The 17256-nt window shown below is 52.1% G+C and carries 14 protein-coding genes; 12 read left to right on the plus strand and 2 right to left on the minus strand.

What is annotated here, in order from left to right; genetic code table 11:
• Positions 1-404: 404 nt before the first annotated feature.
• From C8E01_RS03380 to C8E01_RS03435, 12 genes are all read left to right on the plus strand, one after another.
• Positions 405-1553, plus strand: a complete 1149-nt coding sequence (locus C8E01_RS03380) for a BamA/TamA family outer membrane protein (RefSeq protein WP_243409407.1) — start codon at positions 405-407, stop codon at positions 1551-1553.
• 121 nt (positions 1554-1674) lie between these two features.
• Positions 1675-2625, plus strand: coding sequence for a YeiH family protein (locus C8E01_RS03385; protein WP_116541956.1), 951 nt, complete (start codon positions 1675-1677; stop codon positions 2623-2625).
• A gap of 116 nt (positions 2626-2741) precedes the next feature.
• Positions 2742-4247, plus strand: a complete 1506-nt coding sequence (locus C8E01_RS03390; protein ID WP_116541957.1) for a catalase — start codon at positions 2742-2744, stop codon at positions 4245-4247.
• Positions 4248-4395: 148 nt separating this feature from the next.
• Positions 4396-4704, plus strand: coding sequence for an ArsR/SmtB family transcription factor (locus C8E01_RS03395; RefSeq protein ID WP_116541958.1), 309 nt, complete (start codon positions 4396-4398; stop codon positions 4702-4704).
• Between the two features lie 123 nt (positions 4705-4827).
• Entirely contained in the window at positions 4828-5223 is a 396-nt protein-coding gene (locus C8E01_RS03400; RefSeq protein ID WP_243409408.1) for a rhodanese-like domain-containing protein, read from the plus strand.
• A gap of 73 nt (positions 5224-5296) precedes the next feature.
• Positions 5297-5719 (plus strand): hypothetical protein, encoded by a 423-nt coding sequence (locus tag C8E01_RS03405; protein WP_116541959.1) that lies wholly within the window; start codon positions 5297-5299, stop codon positions 5717-5719.
• Positions 5720-5853: 134 nt separating this feature from the next.
• Positions 5854-7083, plus strand: a complete 1230-nt coding sequence (locus C8E01_RS03410; RefSeq protein WP_116541960.1) for an exonuclease SbcCD subunit D C-terminal domain-containing protein — start codon at positions 5854-5856, stop codon at positions 7081-7083.
• Between the two features lie 357 nt (positions 7084-7440).
• The gene (locus C8E01_RS22120; RefSeq protein WP_394342101.1) at positions 7441-7635 is read left to right on the plus strand and encodes a YcxB family protein; all 195 of its coding nucleotides are present in this window, start codon (positions 7441-7443) and stop codon (positions 7633-7635) included.
• A 24-nt stretch (positions 7636-7659) separates the two neighbouring features.
• Entirely contained in the window at positions 7660-11310 is a 3651-nt protein-coding gene (locus tag C8E01_RS03420; RefSeq protein WP_116541962.1) for an AAA family ATPase, read from the plus strand.
• A 223-nt stretch (positions 11311-11533) separates the two neighbouring features.
• On the plus strand, positions 11534-13573 hold the full coding sequence (locus C8E01_RS03425) for a tetratricopeptide repeat-containing sensor histidine kinase (protein ID WP_116541963.1): 2040 nt from the start codon (positions 11534-11536) through the stop codon (positions 13571-13573).
• Positions 13574-13662: 89 nt separating this feature from the next.
• Positions 13663-14496 carry a thermonuclease family protein gene (locus C8E01_RS03430; protein ID WP_116541964.1) on the plus strand — a complete coding sequence of 278 codons (834 nt, stop codon included), beginning with the start codon at positions 13663-13665 and terminating at the stop codon, positions 14494-14496.
• 45 nt (positions 14497-14541) lie between these two features.
• The gene (locus C8E01_RS03435; RefSeq protein WP_116541965.1) at positions 14542-14919 is read left to right on the plus strand and encodes a hypothetical protein; all 378 of its coding nucleotides are present in this window, start codon (positions 14542-14544) and stop codon (positions 14917-14919) included.
• A gap of 152 nt (positions 14920-15071) precedes the next feature.
• On the opposite strand, the gene C8E01_RS03440 is transcribed toward C8E01_RS03435, so the two are convergent.
• Positions 15072-15920, minus strand: coding sequence for a universal stress protein (locus C8E01_RS03440; RefSeq protein ID WP_116541966.1), 849 nt, complete (start codon positions 15918-15920; stop codon positions 15072-15074).
• Between the two features lie 259 nt (positions 15921-16179).
• Positions 16180-17247: a DUF6687 family protein gene (locus C8E01_RS03445; protein ID WP_116541967.1), complete on the minus strand. Its 1068-nt coding sequence runs from the start codon at positions 17245-17247 to the stop codon at positions 16180-16182.
• Positions 17248-17256: the final 9 nt, after the last annotated feature.

The following is a 17256-nucleotide window of genomic DNA, read 5'->3' on the forward strand; positions in this document are numbered from 1 at the left end:
TGTGTCAAGACAAAAAGTAGGGCCCGCCCGGCCAGGGCAGGCTATGAAAAAAGACTAATTGCTATACCTCTAAAAGCCCCTACGCCATTTGCAAACGGGCCCCATGTATCACCACAGGTTGCGCTATCGCTAAACTTGCGGTATGAAGCATAGGTGCAGCTATACCTGCAACAGCAGTCGCTACAAAGAATCTATACCTCCCTATACCCAGGCCAGAGGCCCCTCCAAACCAGTCACAAGCGAGGACGCTCGCGCCATAGTAAAACACCCCGTTAGTCAGGCGAAAAAAACCATCTCATCACTAGCAGAATTACCCTAAACTTCACTACATTTCTACTGGCAAAGTCCTGCTTTATACCTGTTACAACACAGAACCTGCCCTCACCTTATACCTCTCCGGTTTTATGAAACGACATGCACTTGCCAGCTGCTTGCTGGGACTCTGTTTGCTGCTGGGCACAACCAACCCTGTGCTGTCCCAGGATCAACAGGCCGACGCTATACCTGCCACTACTCCACCAAAAGCGGAGAAGACGCGCGGACTCATACCTATACCTGTGCTCTATTATACCCCCGATACGAAGCTGGGATTTGGAGCGGCTTTGCTTGGGTTCTTTAAACTGAAGAATAGTGAAGACGAGGGATACACCCGCCTCTCCACCATGCGCCTGATCGTCGATTATACCTTGCGCAAGCAAACGGACCAACTCCTCGACTGGGCCATTTTCACGCGCGATGAAAAATTCCTGCTGCGCGGCGAATTGCGCCACCGGGTATACACCGACCGCTTTTATGGCATTGGCAACAACACACCGCTCGCTGACGAGGAGATCTATGAGTACGACTATGTGAGTGCCCGCCTGGCTGCTTTGAAAAAAGTAAGCGCCCGCACCTTCCTGGGGCCGGACTTCCAGATTGCGAACTACTACGACCTGCAACTGAACCCCATCAATGAAGATCGGGAGAGCCAGCTGCTTTCGCAACAAATCCCGGGCTATGAGGGTGGCCTGAACAGCGGACTGGGGCTTGTTTTCCTGCTCGACAGTCGCGACAATGTGGCTTTTGCCAGTAGCGGCACTTATCTGGAAATGTCTGGCTACCGCTTTGGCAGCCCGTTCGGCGGGGATTTTGGCTACAACAACTTCAACCTCGACTTCCGGAAATACTTCCAGCTAAAGCCCAACCACATTTTGGCGCACAATACAAGCTTCAACCTCAACAACGGCAACGTACCCGTCATGCGCATGGCCATGGCCGGGGGTGACCGCATTTTGAGAGGCTACGCCAAGAACCGCTTTCTGGAAGATAACTTTGCCGGCACGCAGTTGGAGTACCGCTTCCCGCTATTCTGGCGCTTCGGCATGGCAGCTTTTGCAGGTATAGGTGATGTATTTGACAAACCGAAAGACGTCAGCTTCTCTACTCTGAAGTACTCCATCGGCTCAGGTTTACGCTATGCTCTAAATCCGGAGCAAAGGCTCAACATCCGGGCAGATATTGGGTATGGACGTGAGGGTGTGAATTTCTATGTGATGATTGGGGAAGCGTTTTAGCCTGACCGGGACACCTCTGCGCTTTACAAAAAGAGATTCTGGCGAATTGCGACAAAAGTCACATACCTAAAGTAGAAAGACGCGTAAATTTGTCTGCGATCAGCCAAACGCTACCCGAAGCATGTCCAAACTTTTTCCGCTCTCTTCTACCCTATTCCAGAAAACGATCTTCATTGCCTTTGTTATCCTGATTCTGTTCACCTCGCTGCTTAATTCGGCAATGGCGCTGCTGGCTGGTCTGGTCGTTGGTCTGCTGCTAGGCAATCCGTTTAATGAGCACACAGGTAAGATCTCAAAGTATCTGCTGCAGGCTGCGGTGGTAGGCTTGGGTTTCGGAATCGACCTGTACCAGGTGGCTGAAACCGGGCTGATTGGGGTAGTCTATACCTTAGTGTCACTGGCCGCCACGATGCTGGTTGGCCTCTTGCTTGGCAGGCTTTTCTATACCCCTCCCCGCCTCACACACCTTGTTTCGTCGGGCACGGCCATATGCGGAGGAAGCGCCATTGCGGCGGTGGCACCGGCCATCAAAGCCAATGATCAGGAGATTTCCATTGCACTAGGTATCGTATTCGTGCTCAATGCAGTGGCGCTCTTCATTTTCCCGCCCATCGGAAATGCACTAGACCTGTCACAAGAACAGTTCGGCACCTGGGCAGCCATTGCCATCCACGATACCAGCTCGGTGGTAGGCGCTGCCAGCCGCTACGGCGACGAAGCCCTGCAGATCGCCACTACGCTCAAACTGACCCGGGCTCTTTGGATCGTGCCGCTGGTACTGGTCTCCAGCCTTATGTTCAAAGATGGGCAGAAGAAGTTAAGTATCCCGACCTTTATTCTGCTTTTCGTGCTGGCATCCGTTATCAGCACCTTTATACCTGCCGTGGAAACAGTTTCTCCCACCATCGTGATGCTGGCCAAAAAAGGACTCCTGCTCAGCCTCTTTCTGATCGGTGCCAATATTAGCCTGAGCGCATTGAAAGCCATCAGTCCAAAACCATTCTGGCAGGGCGTTCTCCTGTGGTTCTTTATTTCGGTAACATCATTGGCCGTAATCTATGGATTAGGCTAACACTTGCATATTATAGACATATACTATCATCGTATAAATTTTATTGATTTGAACTATATAGCTAGGGGCTATACTTTTGAGGCATTCAAATACAGCAATCTCAAAAACCCTTGGATATGAACAGCGAAAATCAACCCGCCAAACTAACTACAGCTTCCGGCAAGCCTTACTACGAGCACGAAAACAGCATGACGGCTGGTCCACGCGGGCCGATCCTGCTCGAAGACTTTATTTTGCACGAAAAACTGGCGCACTTTAACCGCGAGCGTACCCCGGAGCGTGTGGTGCACGCCAAAGGCACCGGCGCTTACGGCACTTTTACTGTTACACACGACATCACTAAATATACCAAAGCCAAACTGTTCAGCGAGATCGGCAAAGAAACCCGTGTGTTCCTGCGATTCTCCACAGTAGGTGGCGAAAAGGGCAGCGCTGATTCGGAGCGCGACCCACGTGGTTTTGCTGTTAAGTTTTATACCGAAGAAGGTAACTGGGACCTGGTAGGCAACAATACGCCGGTCTTCTTCATCAAAGACCCGAAGAAATTCCCGGACTTTATCCATACCCAGAAGCGCGACCCACGCACCAATACCAAGAGCGCCACGATGATGTGGGATTTCTGGTCGCTGAACCCGGAGAGCCTGCACCAGGTGGTGATCCTGATGAGCGACCGCGGCACGCCGCTCTCATACCGCCACATGCACGGTTTCGGCAGCCATACGTTCTCGTTCATCAACAAGGCCAACGAGCGCTTCTTCGTGAAATTCCACTTCAAGACGCTGCAGGGCATCCAGAACTTTACCGACTCTGAAGCCACTCTGATGAAAGGTATGGACCCAGACCAGGCGCAGCGAGACCTGGTGCAGGCCATTGACCGAGGCGATTTCCCACGCTGGGCTCTGAAAGTGCAGATCATGACGGAAGCTGAGGCTGCAAACTACAAGTGGAATCCGTTTGACCTGACCAAGGTATGGTCGCAGAAAGACTATCCGCTGATCGATGTGGGCGTACTGGAGCTGAACGAAATTCCGGACAACTACTTTGCGCACGTAGAGCAGGCCGCTTTTGCACCAGCACACCTGGTGGATGGCATTGGGTTCTCACCTGACCGCATGCTACAGGGCCGTATCCTGTCCTACCCGGATTCGCAGCGCTACCGCATTGGGGCTAATTATGAGCAGATACCGGTGAACCGCTGTCCGTTTGCTGTAAACAACTACCAGCGCGACGGCGCCATGCGGGTGGATGGCAACGGCGGCAGTGCGCCGAACTACTTCCCAAACTCTTTTGACAACATAAAGGCGGACGAGACCTACAAAGAGCCGGCCCAGCATTTGGGAACCAACGTGGTGGCCGACTGGTACGACCGCAACGCCGAAGGCGAGAACGACCACTATACCCAACCGGGTGATCTGTTCCGTTTGATGACGCCGGAAGAGAAGAAAAACACCATTAGCAACATCGTGGGAGCCATGCAAGGTATAGACGGACCGAAGCGGGCAGAGATTATAAACCGTCAGCTGTGTCACTTCTTCCGCGCCGACATTGGTCTCGGACTGGGTGTTGCACAAGGCCTGGGCGTTGACGTAAGCGCCCACACGGGCGGCGTGCAGGCGCACTAAGTTGACACTGTATTTTGTGCTATGGAAAAGCCGGCCCTGTGCCGGCTTTTCTGTTTTGCTACCGGAACCTAAAGGCGCTCAGGATTGTATTGAAATTAACACATGAATAAATGATCATGTATTGCAATTACCTATTATTTGAATTTGAATGACCGACCTAAAAGTAAGGGTAGATAAGAAAAAGCTGGAACGGACGGCCTATGTGCTCAAATGTGTGGCCCACCCGGTACGCATTAGCATCATCGACCTGCTGGAGCAACAAGACCAACTCACTGTGAGCCAGTTGCAGGAGGTGCTGAAAATTGAACAGTCACTACTCTCCCACCACCTCACCAACATGCGCGACAAAGGGCTGGTGGAAACACGCCGGCAGGGCAAAAATGTATTTTATTTTTTGACGGACGCCAGCATTTCCAACATCATCGATTGCATTAAAGGCTGCAAGCCCGTGCAATAAGGCTGTATAGTAAAATGAAATTATTTTCATATAATTACTTTTTGATCTGAATCGTTTACATAGGCCGTGTACCTAAAGCGGCTTTCTAACGTTATAAATAACATCGGTTAACCCATTGCGCCCATGAAATTATTCTTAATGACCCTTATGGCAGCCAGCCTGATGAGCTGCAGTAGCCCACAACAGGGTGGTGCTACCGTCAAAACCATTTCTGCCACCGAATACAAAGCCCACCATGAAAAAATCGACAACCAAGAAGTTATGCTGGTTGATGTGCGCACTCCTGCTGAGTTTGAAGCAGGACACCTCGAAAAAACGCAGCACGCCGACTTCCTGAGCGGGGAGTTTGAAAAAGAAATGCAGAACTGGGACAAGGGCAAGACCTACTACCTGTACTGCGCCAGCGGAAACCGCAGCGGAAAAGCCGCTAAACTGATGGAAGAAACTGGTTTTAAGAATGTCTACAACATTGGTGGATACCAGGATCTTAAGTCGGCAGGTCTTCCGGTAAAAGAATAATAACTGTTATTGGGGAAGCAGTATAATCATTAACTAGTATTTACACGTACCTTTACATGATTTATCTGATGTCATGCTGCTAAAACAACCCACTTTCCAAACTATTTTTTCCTCTGATTTCTACAGGATAGAGATTGATCAGGAAAATGATTTGTTACTGGCCGAATGGTTGCGAAGCGTGAACAAAGAGGAAATGATCAAGGGCGGCACCCAACTGTACGAAGCGCTCCGCGATACGGGCATTACCCGGGCAGTAGCCAATGCAGAACGCTTGACAACGCTGGATGCAGCGACTAAAGAATGGATGTCCACTAGTTTTTACGAATTGCTTTCCCAGACCCGACTTCAGAAACTGGCCAGAGTACTACCAAGCAGCCTCTTCTCCAAGCTTGCCCTGGAGGCAGTCGCCACCCGCGCGGAGGCCCAGAACATCAACCGCTTCTTGTTCAAGAACTTCTCCAATCAGAAAGACGCCCTGACCTGGATCAACGAGTAAGGTACTACCTCTTCTGTTTCTTTCATTTATATAGCAAAACTGCTATACCTTATCCAGAAAAAATTATATCACAAACTTGCAGTATAGGTATACCTTAATGTAACTTGTGGTGCAAAGGAGAAAGGAACAGGGACATGCGCATACTACACACTTCAGACTGGCACCTCGGCCAGCGACTCGTTAACCTCGAACGAACAGAAGAGCATCAGCATTTCCTGGACTGGCTCCTGCAAACCATCGAAGCCGAAAAGATTGACGCGCTGCTAATGGCCGGCGACGTGTTCGACACCGGTGCTCCATCAAACACTGCTCTCAAGCAATACTATACCTTCCTGACCAGGGTATGCGCCACTTGCTGTCGCCACATTATCATCACAGGCGGTAACCACGACTCGGTTTCCACGCTCAACGCACCCAAAGAACTTCTCGATTGCTTCAACATAAAAGTGATAGGTGGCGCCACCGCTGACCTGCTGGATGAACTTATCGAATTGCGAAACGAGAACGGCGAACTGGAACTGGTCGTTTGCGCCGTACCTTTCCTCCGCGACCGCGATGTGCGGCTGTCAGTGGCCGGCGAAAGTCATGAGGAACGCGAGCAGCGCATCAAGCAAGGTATAGCCGCGCACTATGCTGCCTTTGTGCCGCACGTGCAGCTATACAAAGCGCAGGGTATACCTGTCGTAGCGATGGGCCATTTGTTTGCTGCCGGCGGTTCCGCTACCGACAGCGAAAAGGAAATTCATGTAGGCAACCTCGGCCAGATCGGGGCCGATCAGTTCCCCAAAGAATTCGACTATGTGGCCCTCGGTCACCTGCACCGTCCGCAGCAAGTCAACAAGGCGCACCACATCCGTTACTCCGGCTCCCCTATTCCACTCAGCTTCAGTGAGGTGGCGGATAAAAAAGTAGTCTATGTGCTGGATTTCGAGGCTGGAAAACTCACTGACTTGAAGGAGATCGCTATACCTGTCTGCCGCAAACTGGTGCGCTTTAAGGGCGGGTTGGAAGAGGTGAAACAGAAGATAGCCGTGTACGATAACAGCAGCTATACCTTGCCGGCCTGGGCCGAGCTACAGGTAGAACTCGATACTCCTATACCTGACTTGAACCAGCAACTGGATGAGGTACTGAACCTGAAAAGCAACGAACTGCAATTGCTGATCCACCGTCCGCCCATTATCAAAACAACCCGAAGAACCCTGGAGCAGGAAGTGCGCGAAGAGGTGGACCTGCATACCCTGAGCGAGAAAGACGTGTTCCTGAAGCGCTGCGAAAGCGCCTTCCCGGAAAGCGACCACACCGAGCTGCGCCATACCTTCGCGGAGCTGCTGGAGTTGATGCGGCAGGAGGTCGAAAATTAGACGTGCAAGGGCATTCCCTGTTTAAATTTTATCTTCCTATACCTAATAAAGGGTCATCCAGGATTTAGAAAACTTTGCATTATGATTCAAACTTCTACCTATAATTTGTCTCCTAGAGCGTATTTCAGAATTATAGTCGAAAACAGATTACGTCGGTTCTGGTGGCTATACATACTTATGATTATTTTCTGCCTATCATCACTTGACAGATTTGGCGAAGACAGCTTGATTACTACTTACATCATCGTATCCGCAGTATACCTGCCTACTCTGATTATTTACCTCTATTTCTGGGCGACATCTCAAAAGAACCAGAATTTATTTATACCTCACTATTTCACTGTGAACGAAACTATGATGACCTCTACGAGTGAGGGTAACTTCCATAGTGAGATACCACTAAAGCTTATCATAAAAACTGTTGAAAGAGAAAGCTACTGGCTGCTTTATATTGCTAAGTCGCAATTCATCTACATTCCCAAAAAAGTGTTCATGTCTCAAGAAGATCAGGCTACTTTTAGAATGCTAGTAGCAGGCAATAGAAATAACTAGTAATCATTCTCACGTTTTAGCACCATGAAAATCCTCGCCGTCCGCTTCCTGAACCTCAACTCGCTGAAAGGTGAGCACGAGATCCGTTTCGACCAGAGCCCACTGGCGGATGCAGGGCTGTTTGCCATTACAGGTCCGACCGGAGCGGGCAAAACCACTATTCTGGATGCGATTACGGTGGGGCTTTACGGCATGGCGCACCGGCATAACAACGAGCGCCCCCTCGAGCTGATGACCCGCCATACGGCAGAATGCTTTGCGGAGGTGGAGTTTGAGGCAGGTGGCAAGGTATACCGCTCGAAGTGGCACCTCCGCCGCAGCCGGGGCAAGGCAGAGGGCAAGATCCAGCCCGTGCACATGGAGCTGTATGATTTCGAAAAGGACGAACTGCTGGACCTGAAACCAAGCGAAGTACCCGGCATGGTAGCCGAAATTTGCGGACTTGACTACAGCCAGTTCCTGCGTTCCGTTATGCTATCGCAGGGCGACTTTGCCCGTTTTCTCAAGGCAAGTCCGACCGAGCGCAGCAGTTTACTGGAAAAGATCACCGACACGGGCATCTACTCAGACATCTCGAAGTTCGCGTTTGAGAAGGCCAAGCAGGAACGACTGAAATACGAAAGCCTGGAGCAACTGCTTCAGAACACGCAGCTATTGCCCGAAGAGCAGCGTGCGGCCTACGAAGCAAGCATACAGGAATTGACAACTCAGGAGGCCACTTTGCAGCAAGACCTGACCACACTGCAAGCGAAGGTGCAGTGGCTGCAGCAGGTAGCGCAACTGCAAACACGTCAGCAGCAGCACCAGCAGTCCCTTGCTGTGCAGGAGCAGAAACTACAGCAGCTGCAGCCTGACTTTGTGAAACTCGAGCAGCACCAGCAAGCCCATCAGTTTGTCGGCGAACTGGCCGAAATCCGAAGCGCCAACAGCAAAGTAATCGAAGCACAGGAGCAGCTCCAAACCTTGCAGAAACGGGTGCCCACGCTTGAAACCGAGCTCGAGGCGGCCGGAAGAATTGCTATGGAGGCCACCAAAGCGTTTCAGCAGCAAGAGGCTGCCATCCAGCAACTGGACCCCATCCTGACGCAGACCGTCCGGCTGGACCACCAGCTTAACAGCATACGTGATGCTTACACCAAAAACAAAGACTCCTACAAAGTCTTTGAGCAGCAATTGCAACAGGAGCAGGCGCAACTCCAGACCAGACAGACCGAACTGAAAGAACTCACGCAAGAGGCAACAGGTATAAAAAACTGGTTGGAGCAAAACGCCAGGTTACAGGACCTGAAAGAACATTTGCCTGAGTTCAGAGCCACGTTGCGCGACCTGCAGGAAGTGGAGCAGCGCATCCGGCGCCATCAGCAGGAGCAGCAGGAACTGACACAGCAGCGGGCCCAGGAAGCCAGTCAGCTAAATGCGCTGCAGGAACAGCAGGCAAAGCAGCAGACGCTACATGAGCAATTGCAGCAGCAGAAAAGCGAAAAGCTCCGTGCCCTGCAAGGCATACTCTCTGACAGAAGCATGGAGGAACTGGAACAGGCGGCACAAGCGCAGCCTGCCCTGCTGGCCCGCTATGAGCGTCTGCACGAAGTAGCCCAGCAGCATGCCCTGCAACAGCAAAAGCTACAAATATCCAACAACCACCTGGCACAGCTGAAGCAGCAACTGGAAGAAGCCAGTGCCGCACTTCAGGAAAATAGAAGCAGGTATAGCCAGGCTACCGAACACTTGCTGGCCCTCCAGAAACTGGTGCAACTGCAGCAGCAGATCCAGCAGTATGAGGAGGCCCGACACACCCTGTCACAGGACGAACCGTGCCCGCTTTGCGGCTCCACCCACCACCCCTTCGCTGAGGATGGCTATACCTTCGACTTGCCTGAAGAGGTACAGAAGCGGGACAAGCAACAAACTCTGGTGAAAGAACTGGAGCAGGGCCTGCAGCAGCTACAGGTACAGCTCAGTTCCCTGGAACAAAAGCAGCAGGTGGAACATGTAGCCCAAAAGGAAACAGAAACGGGACTGGAGCGACTTCGCCATACCTTTGAGCAGCTGGCCTCCGGATTACCGCAAGAGCTAGGTATAGACAACGTAGATCTGTTAGCGCAACTGTTGCAGCAGCAACAAGAAGCAGCCACGGCATTGCAACACCAACTGGCTCAGGCCCGGTTGCTGAGCCGTGAACTGGAAGGTATAAACCAGCAGCTGCAGCAGTTCCGCGAAGCGCTGGTGCAGGCCCAGTCAACCTTTAACCAGTTGCAGGCCTCTGACAAAATGCTGCACGGCCAGCTTCAGAAACTGCAGGCAAGTCTGGCCGACGAGCTAGAGCAACAGCAGGCGCATACCGAAACGGCCGAATCTTTTGCTGCCACTTTCGGCTTACGCTACAAGGCCGGGGAGCGGCAAAGCCTCCTGCAGACATTAGAGCAGCAAGCCGCCACCTATACCCAAAAACAGCAGGCGCTGGAGGGTATGCGTGAAATATATATTGAACTGCAGCAGTTGGTTAAGAACCTGAATACAAACGAAGCCCAGAAGCTAAAAGAACTGGAAGTGCGCAAACAGGCATTAACAGAAGAGCACAATCAGCTGACGAAACTCAAGCACGAGCGCTATACCTTGTTTGGCGACAAAGACCCGGATAAAGAGCGCAGACTGGCCAATGAGGAACTGAGCGCAAGAGCAAGGCATGCCGAAGAGGCCCGCCGCAGTCAGCTGCAGAAGCAACAGGAGCTACACGAAGCCCGCGCCCGCCAGTCAGAATGCCAGCAGAAGCACCAGCAAAACACGTCGGTACTGGAAGAGCTGCGACAAGGTCTGCTGAACGTACTACAGCAGAAAGGCATCGCAACCATCGAAGCCCTGAGCCATATGCTGCTCCACCGCGACGAAGCCGACCGCCTGGCCAACCAGAAGGCACAAACTGAAAAGTACCTGACTGAGCTTCGCAAAAGCTTAAGCGACGTGCAGCAGGAGTTAGCGCAGCTGCAGCAGAATCAGCTGACCGACGAAGGTATAGCAGCACTACAGGAACAGCAGCAACAGAAAACAGCACTGCAGCGGGAGTTGATCTCGCAGCGTGCGCGCCACCATCAATTATTGGAGCAGGATGCTCTGCAGCGTGAAAAGAACAAAGCACTGGCCGAACAGCTGAAAACGCAGCAGCAGGTATGCCACCGCTGGAGCCAACTGGCCGACCTGATCGGGTCATCTGATGGGTCTAAGTTCAGTCGCTTTGCGCAGGGGCTCACCCTGGCCCGACTTGTGGAACTGGCCAACCGCCACTTGCTCAAGCTAAACGATCGTTACCGCATCCTGAAGTCATCGGATGAGGATTTGGCTTTGCAGATCGTCGACACCTACCAGGCAGAAGCGGTGCGCCCGATGAACACCCTTTCCGGAGGCGAGAGTTTTCTGGTGAGTCTGGCCCTGGCCTTGGGACTTTCGGATCTGGCCGGTCGCCGCACCCAGATCAACTCGCTCTTTATCGACGAGGGCTTTGGCACCCTCGATCCGGACACACTCGAGGCTGCCATCTCGACGCTGGACAACCTGCATGCAGCTGGAAAAACGATCGGTATCATCTCACATGTGGAGGCACTGAAGGAGCGCATCAGCACACAGATTGTGGTAACCAAAAAGCCGGGCGGGATAAGTTCTGTTCGTGTTGTGGCTTGATTTTGCCTCTAAACTTGCTTTCATAACATAGGACTACATTTACCCAATTTGTCCATTTACACCCTTTTGAGCAGAGTAGCAGCACTTCGCTTACATACAAATTGCATTTTTCCAAAGAGGCTTTTTATTCATGATTTCGGATTAGTATTATTAAACATTAAATTCTTATATTGCTCCCTGCTAATGAATCAATTACGGTAATTCAAACTGTAGAGAGGTACCTATGCTTCTACTATTCCTGACTCGCTTCATCCTACTTATAAACCTTACGCAACCGCAGCAAAAAGTCCTCATCCAGGACTTGAAGACTGAATTGGACCGTACGGAAGACATAACGCGAAAGGCGGAATTGTACTGTGAACTGAGCAAGGCGCACAACAGCATCAATCCGAAAACCACCATTTCCTATGGCAACAAAGCAATTGAAATGGCACGACAGGCGGGCGATGACAAACTACTGGCACTGGCTTACAACGAAACCGGCTCTGGTCACTACCTGCTTGGCGACATCGACAAGGCCGTTCAGTTCTACTACATGGCGCTCCGCATTCGTGAGAAACTAGGCGATCCGTCTGACCTGAGTGCCAGCTACAACAACATCGGCAATGTGTACGCCGATCAGCGCAACCACAAAGAGGCCCTCCCACTCTACAAAAAATCACTTTCCCTTTCCACCACAGCGCAGGATACCCTGCGCATGAGCAGTGCCCTGAGCAACATTGGCGGTGTATACCTGGACCAGGGAAAGTATGACCTGGCGCTCGTTTACTACCGGGAGGCCCTCCCTATTCAGGAAAAGCTGAATGATAAACAGGGAATCCTGATTTCGCTCATCAATATCGGGGACGCCTATAATGGCAAAAACGATTTCCAGACGGCTCTTTCACATTTTAACAGGGCCCACCAGATTGCCAATGATCTGGGTAGTCCGCATGATGAGGTGTATGTACTGCGTGGCAAAGCCGAGTCGTACCTGAAAGCCGGCAAATTCGAGAAAGCGCTCGACAACGCCCTGGCCAGCATGGAACTAGCCAAAGCGTATGAAGGCAAGTATGTGCTCAGGGAAAATGCCGCCATCCTGGACCGCATCTATGCCGCTATGGGCAACTATGAAATGGCCCACCACTACCTGACGCTGCACATGGCCTATAACGATAGCCTGCACAACGAACGGGCGGCAGATCGCATAGCGCAGGAACGCGTGAAGTACGAAACAGCCCAGAAAGACAAGGAAAACCTGTTACTCCGTGCAGAGCAGGAATTGAATCTGCGCAAGCTGGAGCAACGCAGCATTGTGCAGTACTTCACTATCGCACTGCTGTTGTTGGTTTGCGCCATTGCCTACGTGTTCTTCAGAGGACGACAGCACCAGAGTCGCATTAACAAGCTGCTCACCCAGAAGAACGAGCTGATCATGCACAAGAACGAGGCCCTGAACCGGCACCAGAAAGCCCTGACGGAACAGGCCGAGCAGCTCAACATTCAGAAAGAAAAACTCACCCAGCTCAATACCATCAAAGACAAGCTCTTCTCCGTAATAGCGCACGACTTGCGGGGCCCATTGGTTGCCCTCAAAGGCCTGCTGCATGTCATGGCCATGGGCAAAGTACCGGCCGATAAACAGGAAGGACTTTTTAACAGCCTCGTGAAAGGACAGCAGAACGTGCTTTGGATGCTCGACAACCTCTTCGACTGGGCCAGAGCGCAGATGGATGGCTTCGAGGCTGACCCCAAGCCACTGCCGCTGCGCGAATTGGCTGATGAGAACATCCGCCTGCTTCTGCCAGTGGCCAGCAGCAAGGAAGTGGCGCTGGAAAACAAGATCGACCCAAGCCTGACAGGCCGTGCCGACAAGGAAATGATCCGCCTCGTGCTTCGTAACCTGATCTCTAACGGCATCAAGTTCTGCAAGGCCGGCGACACGGTCACGCTTTCGGCCAGACTACGGGACAACCATGTGCTGATCTCTATTAGAGACACAGGTATAGGCATGACGCCGGAAGTGCAGCAGAAGCTTTTTGGAGGCAACAATTACTCTAGCCGGGGTACTGCCAATGAAAAAGGCAGCGGTTTGGGGCTGGCGCTCTGCAAAGACTTTGTAGAGCACAATGGCGGTGCGATTTGGGTTGAAAGTGCACCAGGTGTAGGCAGCACGTTTATGTTCACACTCCCCTGCTTTGTGGAGCAGGAGGATCATAACGGCGATACACCTCAAGAGCAGGTTGCAATAGAAAAACCAGCAGAGCAGTTACAATTAGCTTAGCCATTTCCCTGCAGAATCGAAAGGTGACTGTTATCTAAAAACAAATACTTCTGTTTGTGGTAAAAGTAGAATAGCAGCACCTTTGCCTCATGAACAAGTACATCTTATACCTCCTCGTAATCGCCAGCCTGCTGGCAGCGCCTGCTTGCAAGCAGGATAATGAAAAAGCACGGGAGGAATTCCGCCAGCGCCGCGGTGCAGTTGAACACCCCGTACAGCCCACCGCTACTCCATCTGAAGACCCAGGCGAGCCAGTCGCTGTTCCTGGCGATAACACACAAACTTCACCCGAAGCTGAGACACCCGCTGTTCCTGGCGACCGGGTAGTGGGTGTAAAAGACGGCGACACCTTTGAGCTGCTGCGCAATGGGCAAACCATCACGGTACGGCTTCTTGGCGTCGATACGCCCGAGAAGAACCAGGCGTTCGGGCAGCGGGCCAAGCAATTTGCCTCTGACCTGGCCTTTGGCAAAAATGTGCGCCTGATCGAGCACAACAAAGACCGCTACGGCCGCACCGTGGGCACAATCATACTACCTGATGGCCGCAGCCTGAACGAGGAACTGGTGCGCGAGGGATTTGCCTGGCACTACACTGCCTACTCCAAAGACAAAACCCTGGCCAACCTGGAAGCGGATGCGCGTCGGTTTAAGCGGGGCCTCTGGCAGGACCCAAACCCAATAGCGCCCTGGGATTTCCGCAAACAAAAGCCTGCTCCCGTGGACAACAGCAAAGCCCCTGTACCTGCCGGCGCTACCAAGCGACAGGTATACCTATGCGATAGCTCCGGCTCAGCAGTGTATCACTTCAGCACAGACTGCTCCGTATTGAAGCGTTGCAAAGAACAGGTGATCACTGTCTCAGAGGCTGAGGCGATCCGCAAACACAACAGACGGGCCGACAAAACTTGCAGCCCTAAATAATTCCGCCTATTTTAGGTTCAGCATTGTACTCAACGTAACACGCATATGTTTAAAAAGACCCTGGCAGGTATGTGTGGCCTGCTCATCTCACTGGCAGCCTGCCAGTCACCCGACAGCGCACAAGCAGAACAGCATGGCGCACAAGAAACATCCGCAGTTGCTGACACAGTAAAGCGGGAGCCCCGTCCAAAGCCTGAGTATTATAATTTTAAAGGAGTAGAGAGAAAGCGCGTGTACATTTGCATGGATGCTACAGAGGACACGTTCCATCAGCAACACGACTGCCCTGTACTCGTCACCTGCAAAGGCCAGTTCCGCAACCTGATTCTGGCCCGCGCTATTGAAAACTTCGACCGCTACAACTGCGAAACCTGCAGTGCCGACCTGGGCTACATTTTTGATGAAACTTACGCGCCATACTAGAGCCAGGCTTTACAGTATAGCAATGCGTTGCCAGAAGCCCAGAAACTGGTCTTGTAAAATTGCGCTGCCGTGGCGCACAGGTATACGGCAACAAAAAGCGGCTGCTCTGAAATACAGAACAGCCGCTTGTGCTTTAAATGATATCCGGGTGCTTATTTCTTTCCCTTAATCACCAGCAGAGGCACTTCGGCCTGGTAGGTCATTTTTTCGGCCAGACTCTGTGAGAAAAGCTCGCGCAGGAAGCCTTTTTCACGACGAAGGATGGCTACCATATCGGCGCCTGATGCGTCGTAGTATTCTTTTATCCCATCGGTGCGGTGCTTGCTTACCACTTCCTCAAAATGGATGGGAGCGCCTGGGAACGCCTGCTCCATCTCCTGCAAAAAGCGACTTTTTCGGTCACCGTTCGAACGGCCTTCCTTGTGTACATGCACCACATCTACGCTGGCTCCAAACGAGCTTGCAAAGTTTAGCACTTCACGCAGGGTGGCTATATCGTCAGCGGCATAATCTGATGCATATACAATCTTACCTATGCGCGGATAGGCGGCTGTGGAAGGCACAGAAAGCACCGGACATTTCACTTGTTCCATTACTGCTTCGGCATTGCTTCCGATCAGCAGTTCTTCGAGGGCATTACCGCCGCCTGTAGTTCCCATCACAATCAGGTCATAACCAACAGTCTTGGTCAGGTGCTCGGTTATATCCGTTAGCAGGGCTTCCTTGAGTATGTAGTCGCAGGTAAATTCACCACTTCGGTTTGCCCCATGGCGCTCCTCTATTTCGCGGCAGAGGTTCACTAGTCGCTCTTCGGCATCCCGCATTTGCTCACCAAGCAGTTCACTGGCCACCAAGGCAGTTTCGGAGGTATCGACAATAGGCAGGTGTACCACATGGAGCAAGGTGAGGTGGCCTCCGGACTGACGGGCGATCAGCACAGCATATTCCAGCGCTTTGGCAGCTGTTTTAGAAAAGTCGGTTGGGCAAAGGATTTTTTTCATGTTGTCAGGTGGTTGCGAAAAGCATTATATCAAAGATTTACTATGTATACGTAACGAAGCAAAAATGCGCCTTAATCCTGAAGATAAAAATGACCTGCATCACCTCATGCTAATTACGTGCGCTTGCTTATACCTACTCAAAAGATGCCCTTCATCCTAATGGTGGCATTAGAACATTAAGAAACTCATACCTATCTGAGATTATCCTCCGGTTGTTTGCTTTAGCGCCCGGACTATACTTTCAATCTCTGTTATCTTGCTATTTGCCGATCTCTTTGTTTAGCCCCTTCACCTCATCCCAGGACCAGTAGCGCTTCGGTGCTATACCTTTATACTTCTCCCGGAAGTAGTCTGCTACCAGCTGTTTCAGTTGATCGGCAGGTATAGAAGAGGTATGAATTTCCCGGGTGGTCGGGTGGTCGTAGCGCTCCATGCGCGACAAGTCTTTCCCTTCGAGGCGCAGCAGCGGGCCGGTTTCAGTAAGATTGTCAGCCGTCCAGGTATAGCCGGAGGCTTCCAGAGCATTGAGCTGCTCTGCCAGGGGTTTCAGGCTGATGCGGGGCAGCGTGGGTCTGGAGGCAATATCGACCCAGGTGGTATACTTGTACTCCAGCTCGTAGCGGTTGCCTTCGTAGCAACTCAAGACAATATCGAAGCCGATGGTGCGGCTGAACAAGGCATAGTAATGTACCGGTTTCTGGGTGTTGATCACGATCAGGCCTAATTCGGGATAGCGCTGCAGTTTGGTGTCGGGCTTGTACATATCGCGGTAGCCGAGCAAGACGTCTGCCACTTCCTCTTCCCAGACCGGCTTCTCCCAATCAGGATCCTGCAGCACGCGGCCAAACTCCCGCAGAAAATACCTGAATTTGTCGACGCAGCGTTTCGCTTCTTTTTCTTCAGACTCATCGGCCGCAAAGGGGGCATAGAACATGTCGCGCTCGCGGGTATTGAGCCAGCAGACCAGCTTCAGCGCCTCTCCTGCCAGCGGGTGATTCAGGTCCAGTTCCCGAAAGTCGCCGATGTGGGCCATCAGGCGCAGCAGTTCTTCGTTCTCCAGTGCCAGCTCCGGATTGAGTAGGCTCCACACACCCACAAACCCATCGATGTCGAAGTGATTGGCCGTGACGTAAGGCAGATCCAAACCGGGCAGGTTGAGCCGGAGGGCGTGCAGCACCATGGCAGCGCTGGTGTCGTCGCGCACTTCAGCCGGCGTGGGGGCGCCACGCCAGTGCGAAAGCACCAGTCCGTTGGGGTGCATGCTGTCTACAATGATGGCTTTTTTCTCTTTTACATCGCCAAAAGGTATAAACTGTCGCTTTATCATGGGCTAAAT

The organism is Pontibacter virosus (genome assembly GCF_003096355.1).
Classification (GTDB): Bacteria; Bacteroidota; Bacteroidia; order Cytophagales; family Hymenobacteraceae; genus Pontibacter; species Pontibacter virosus.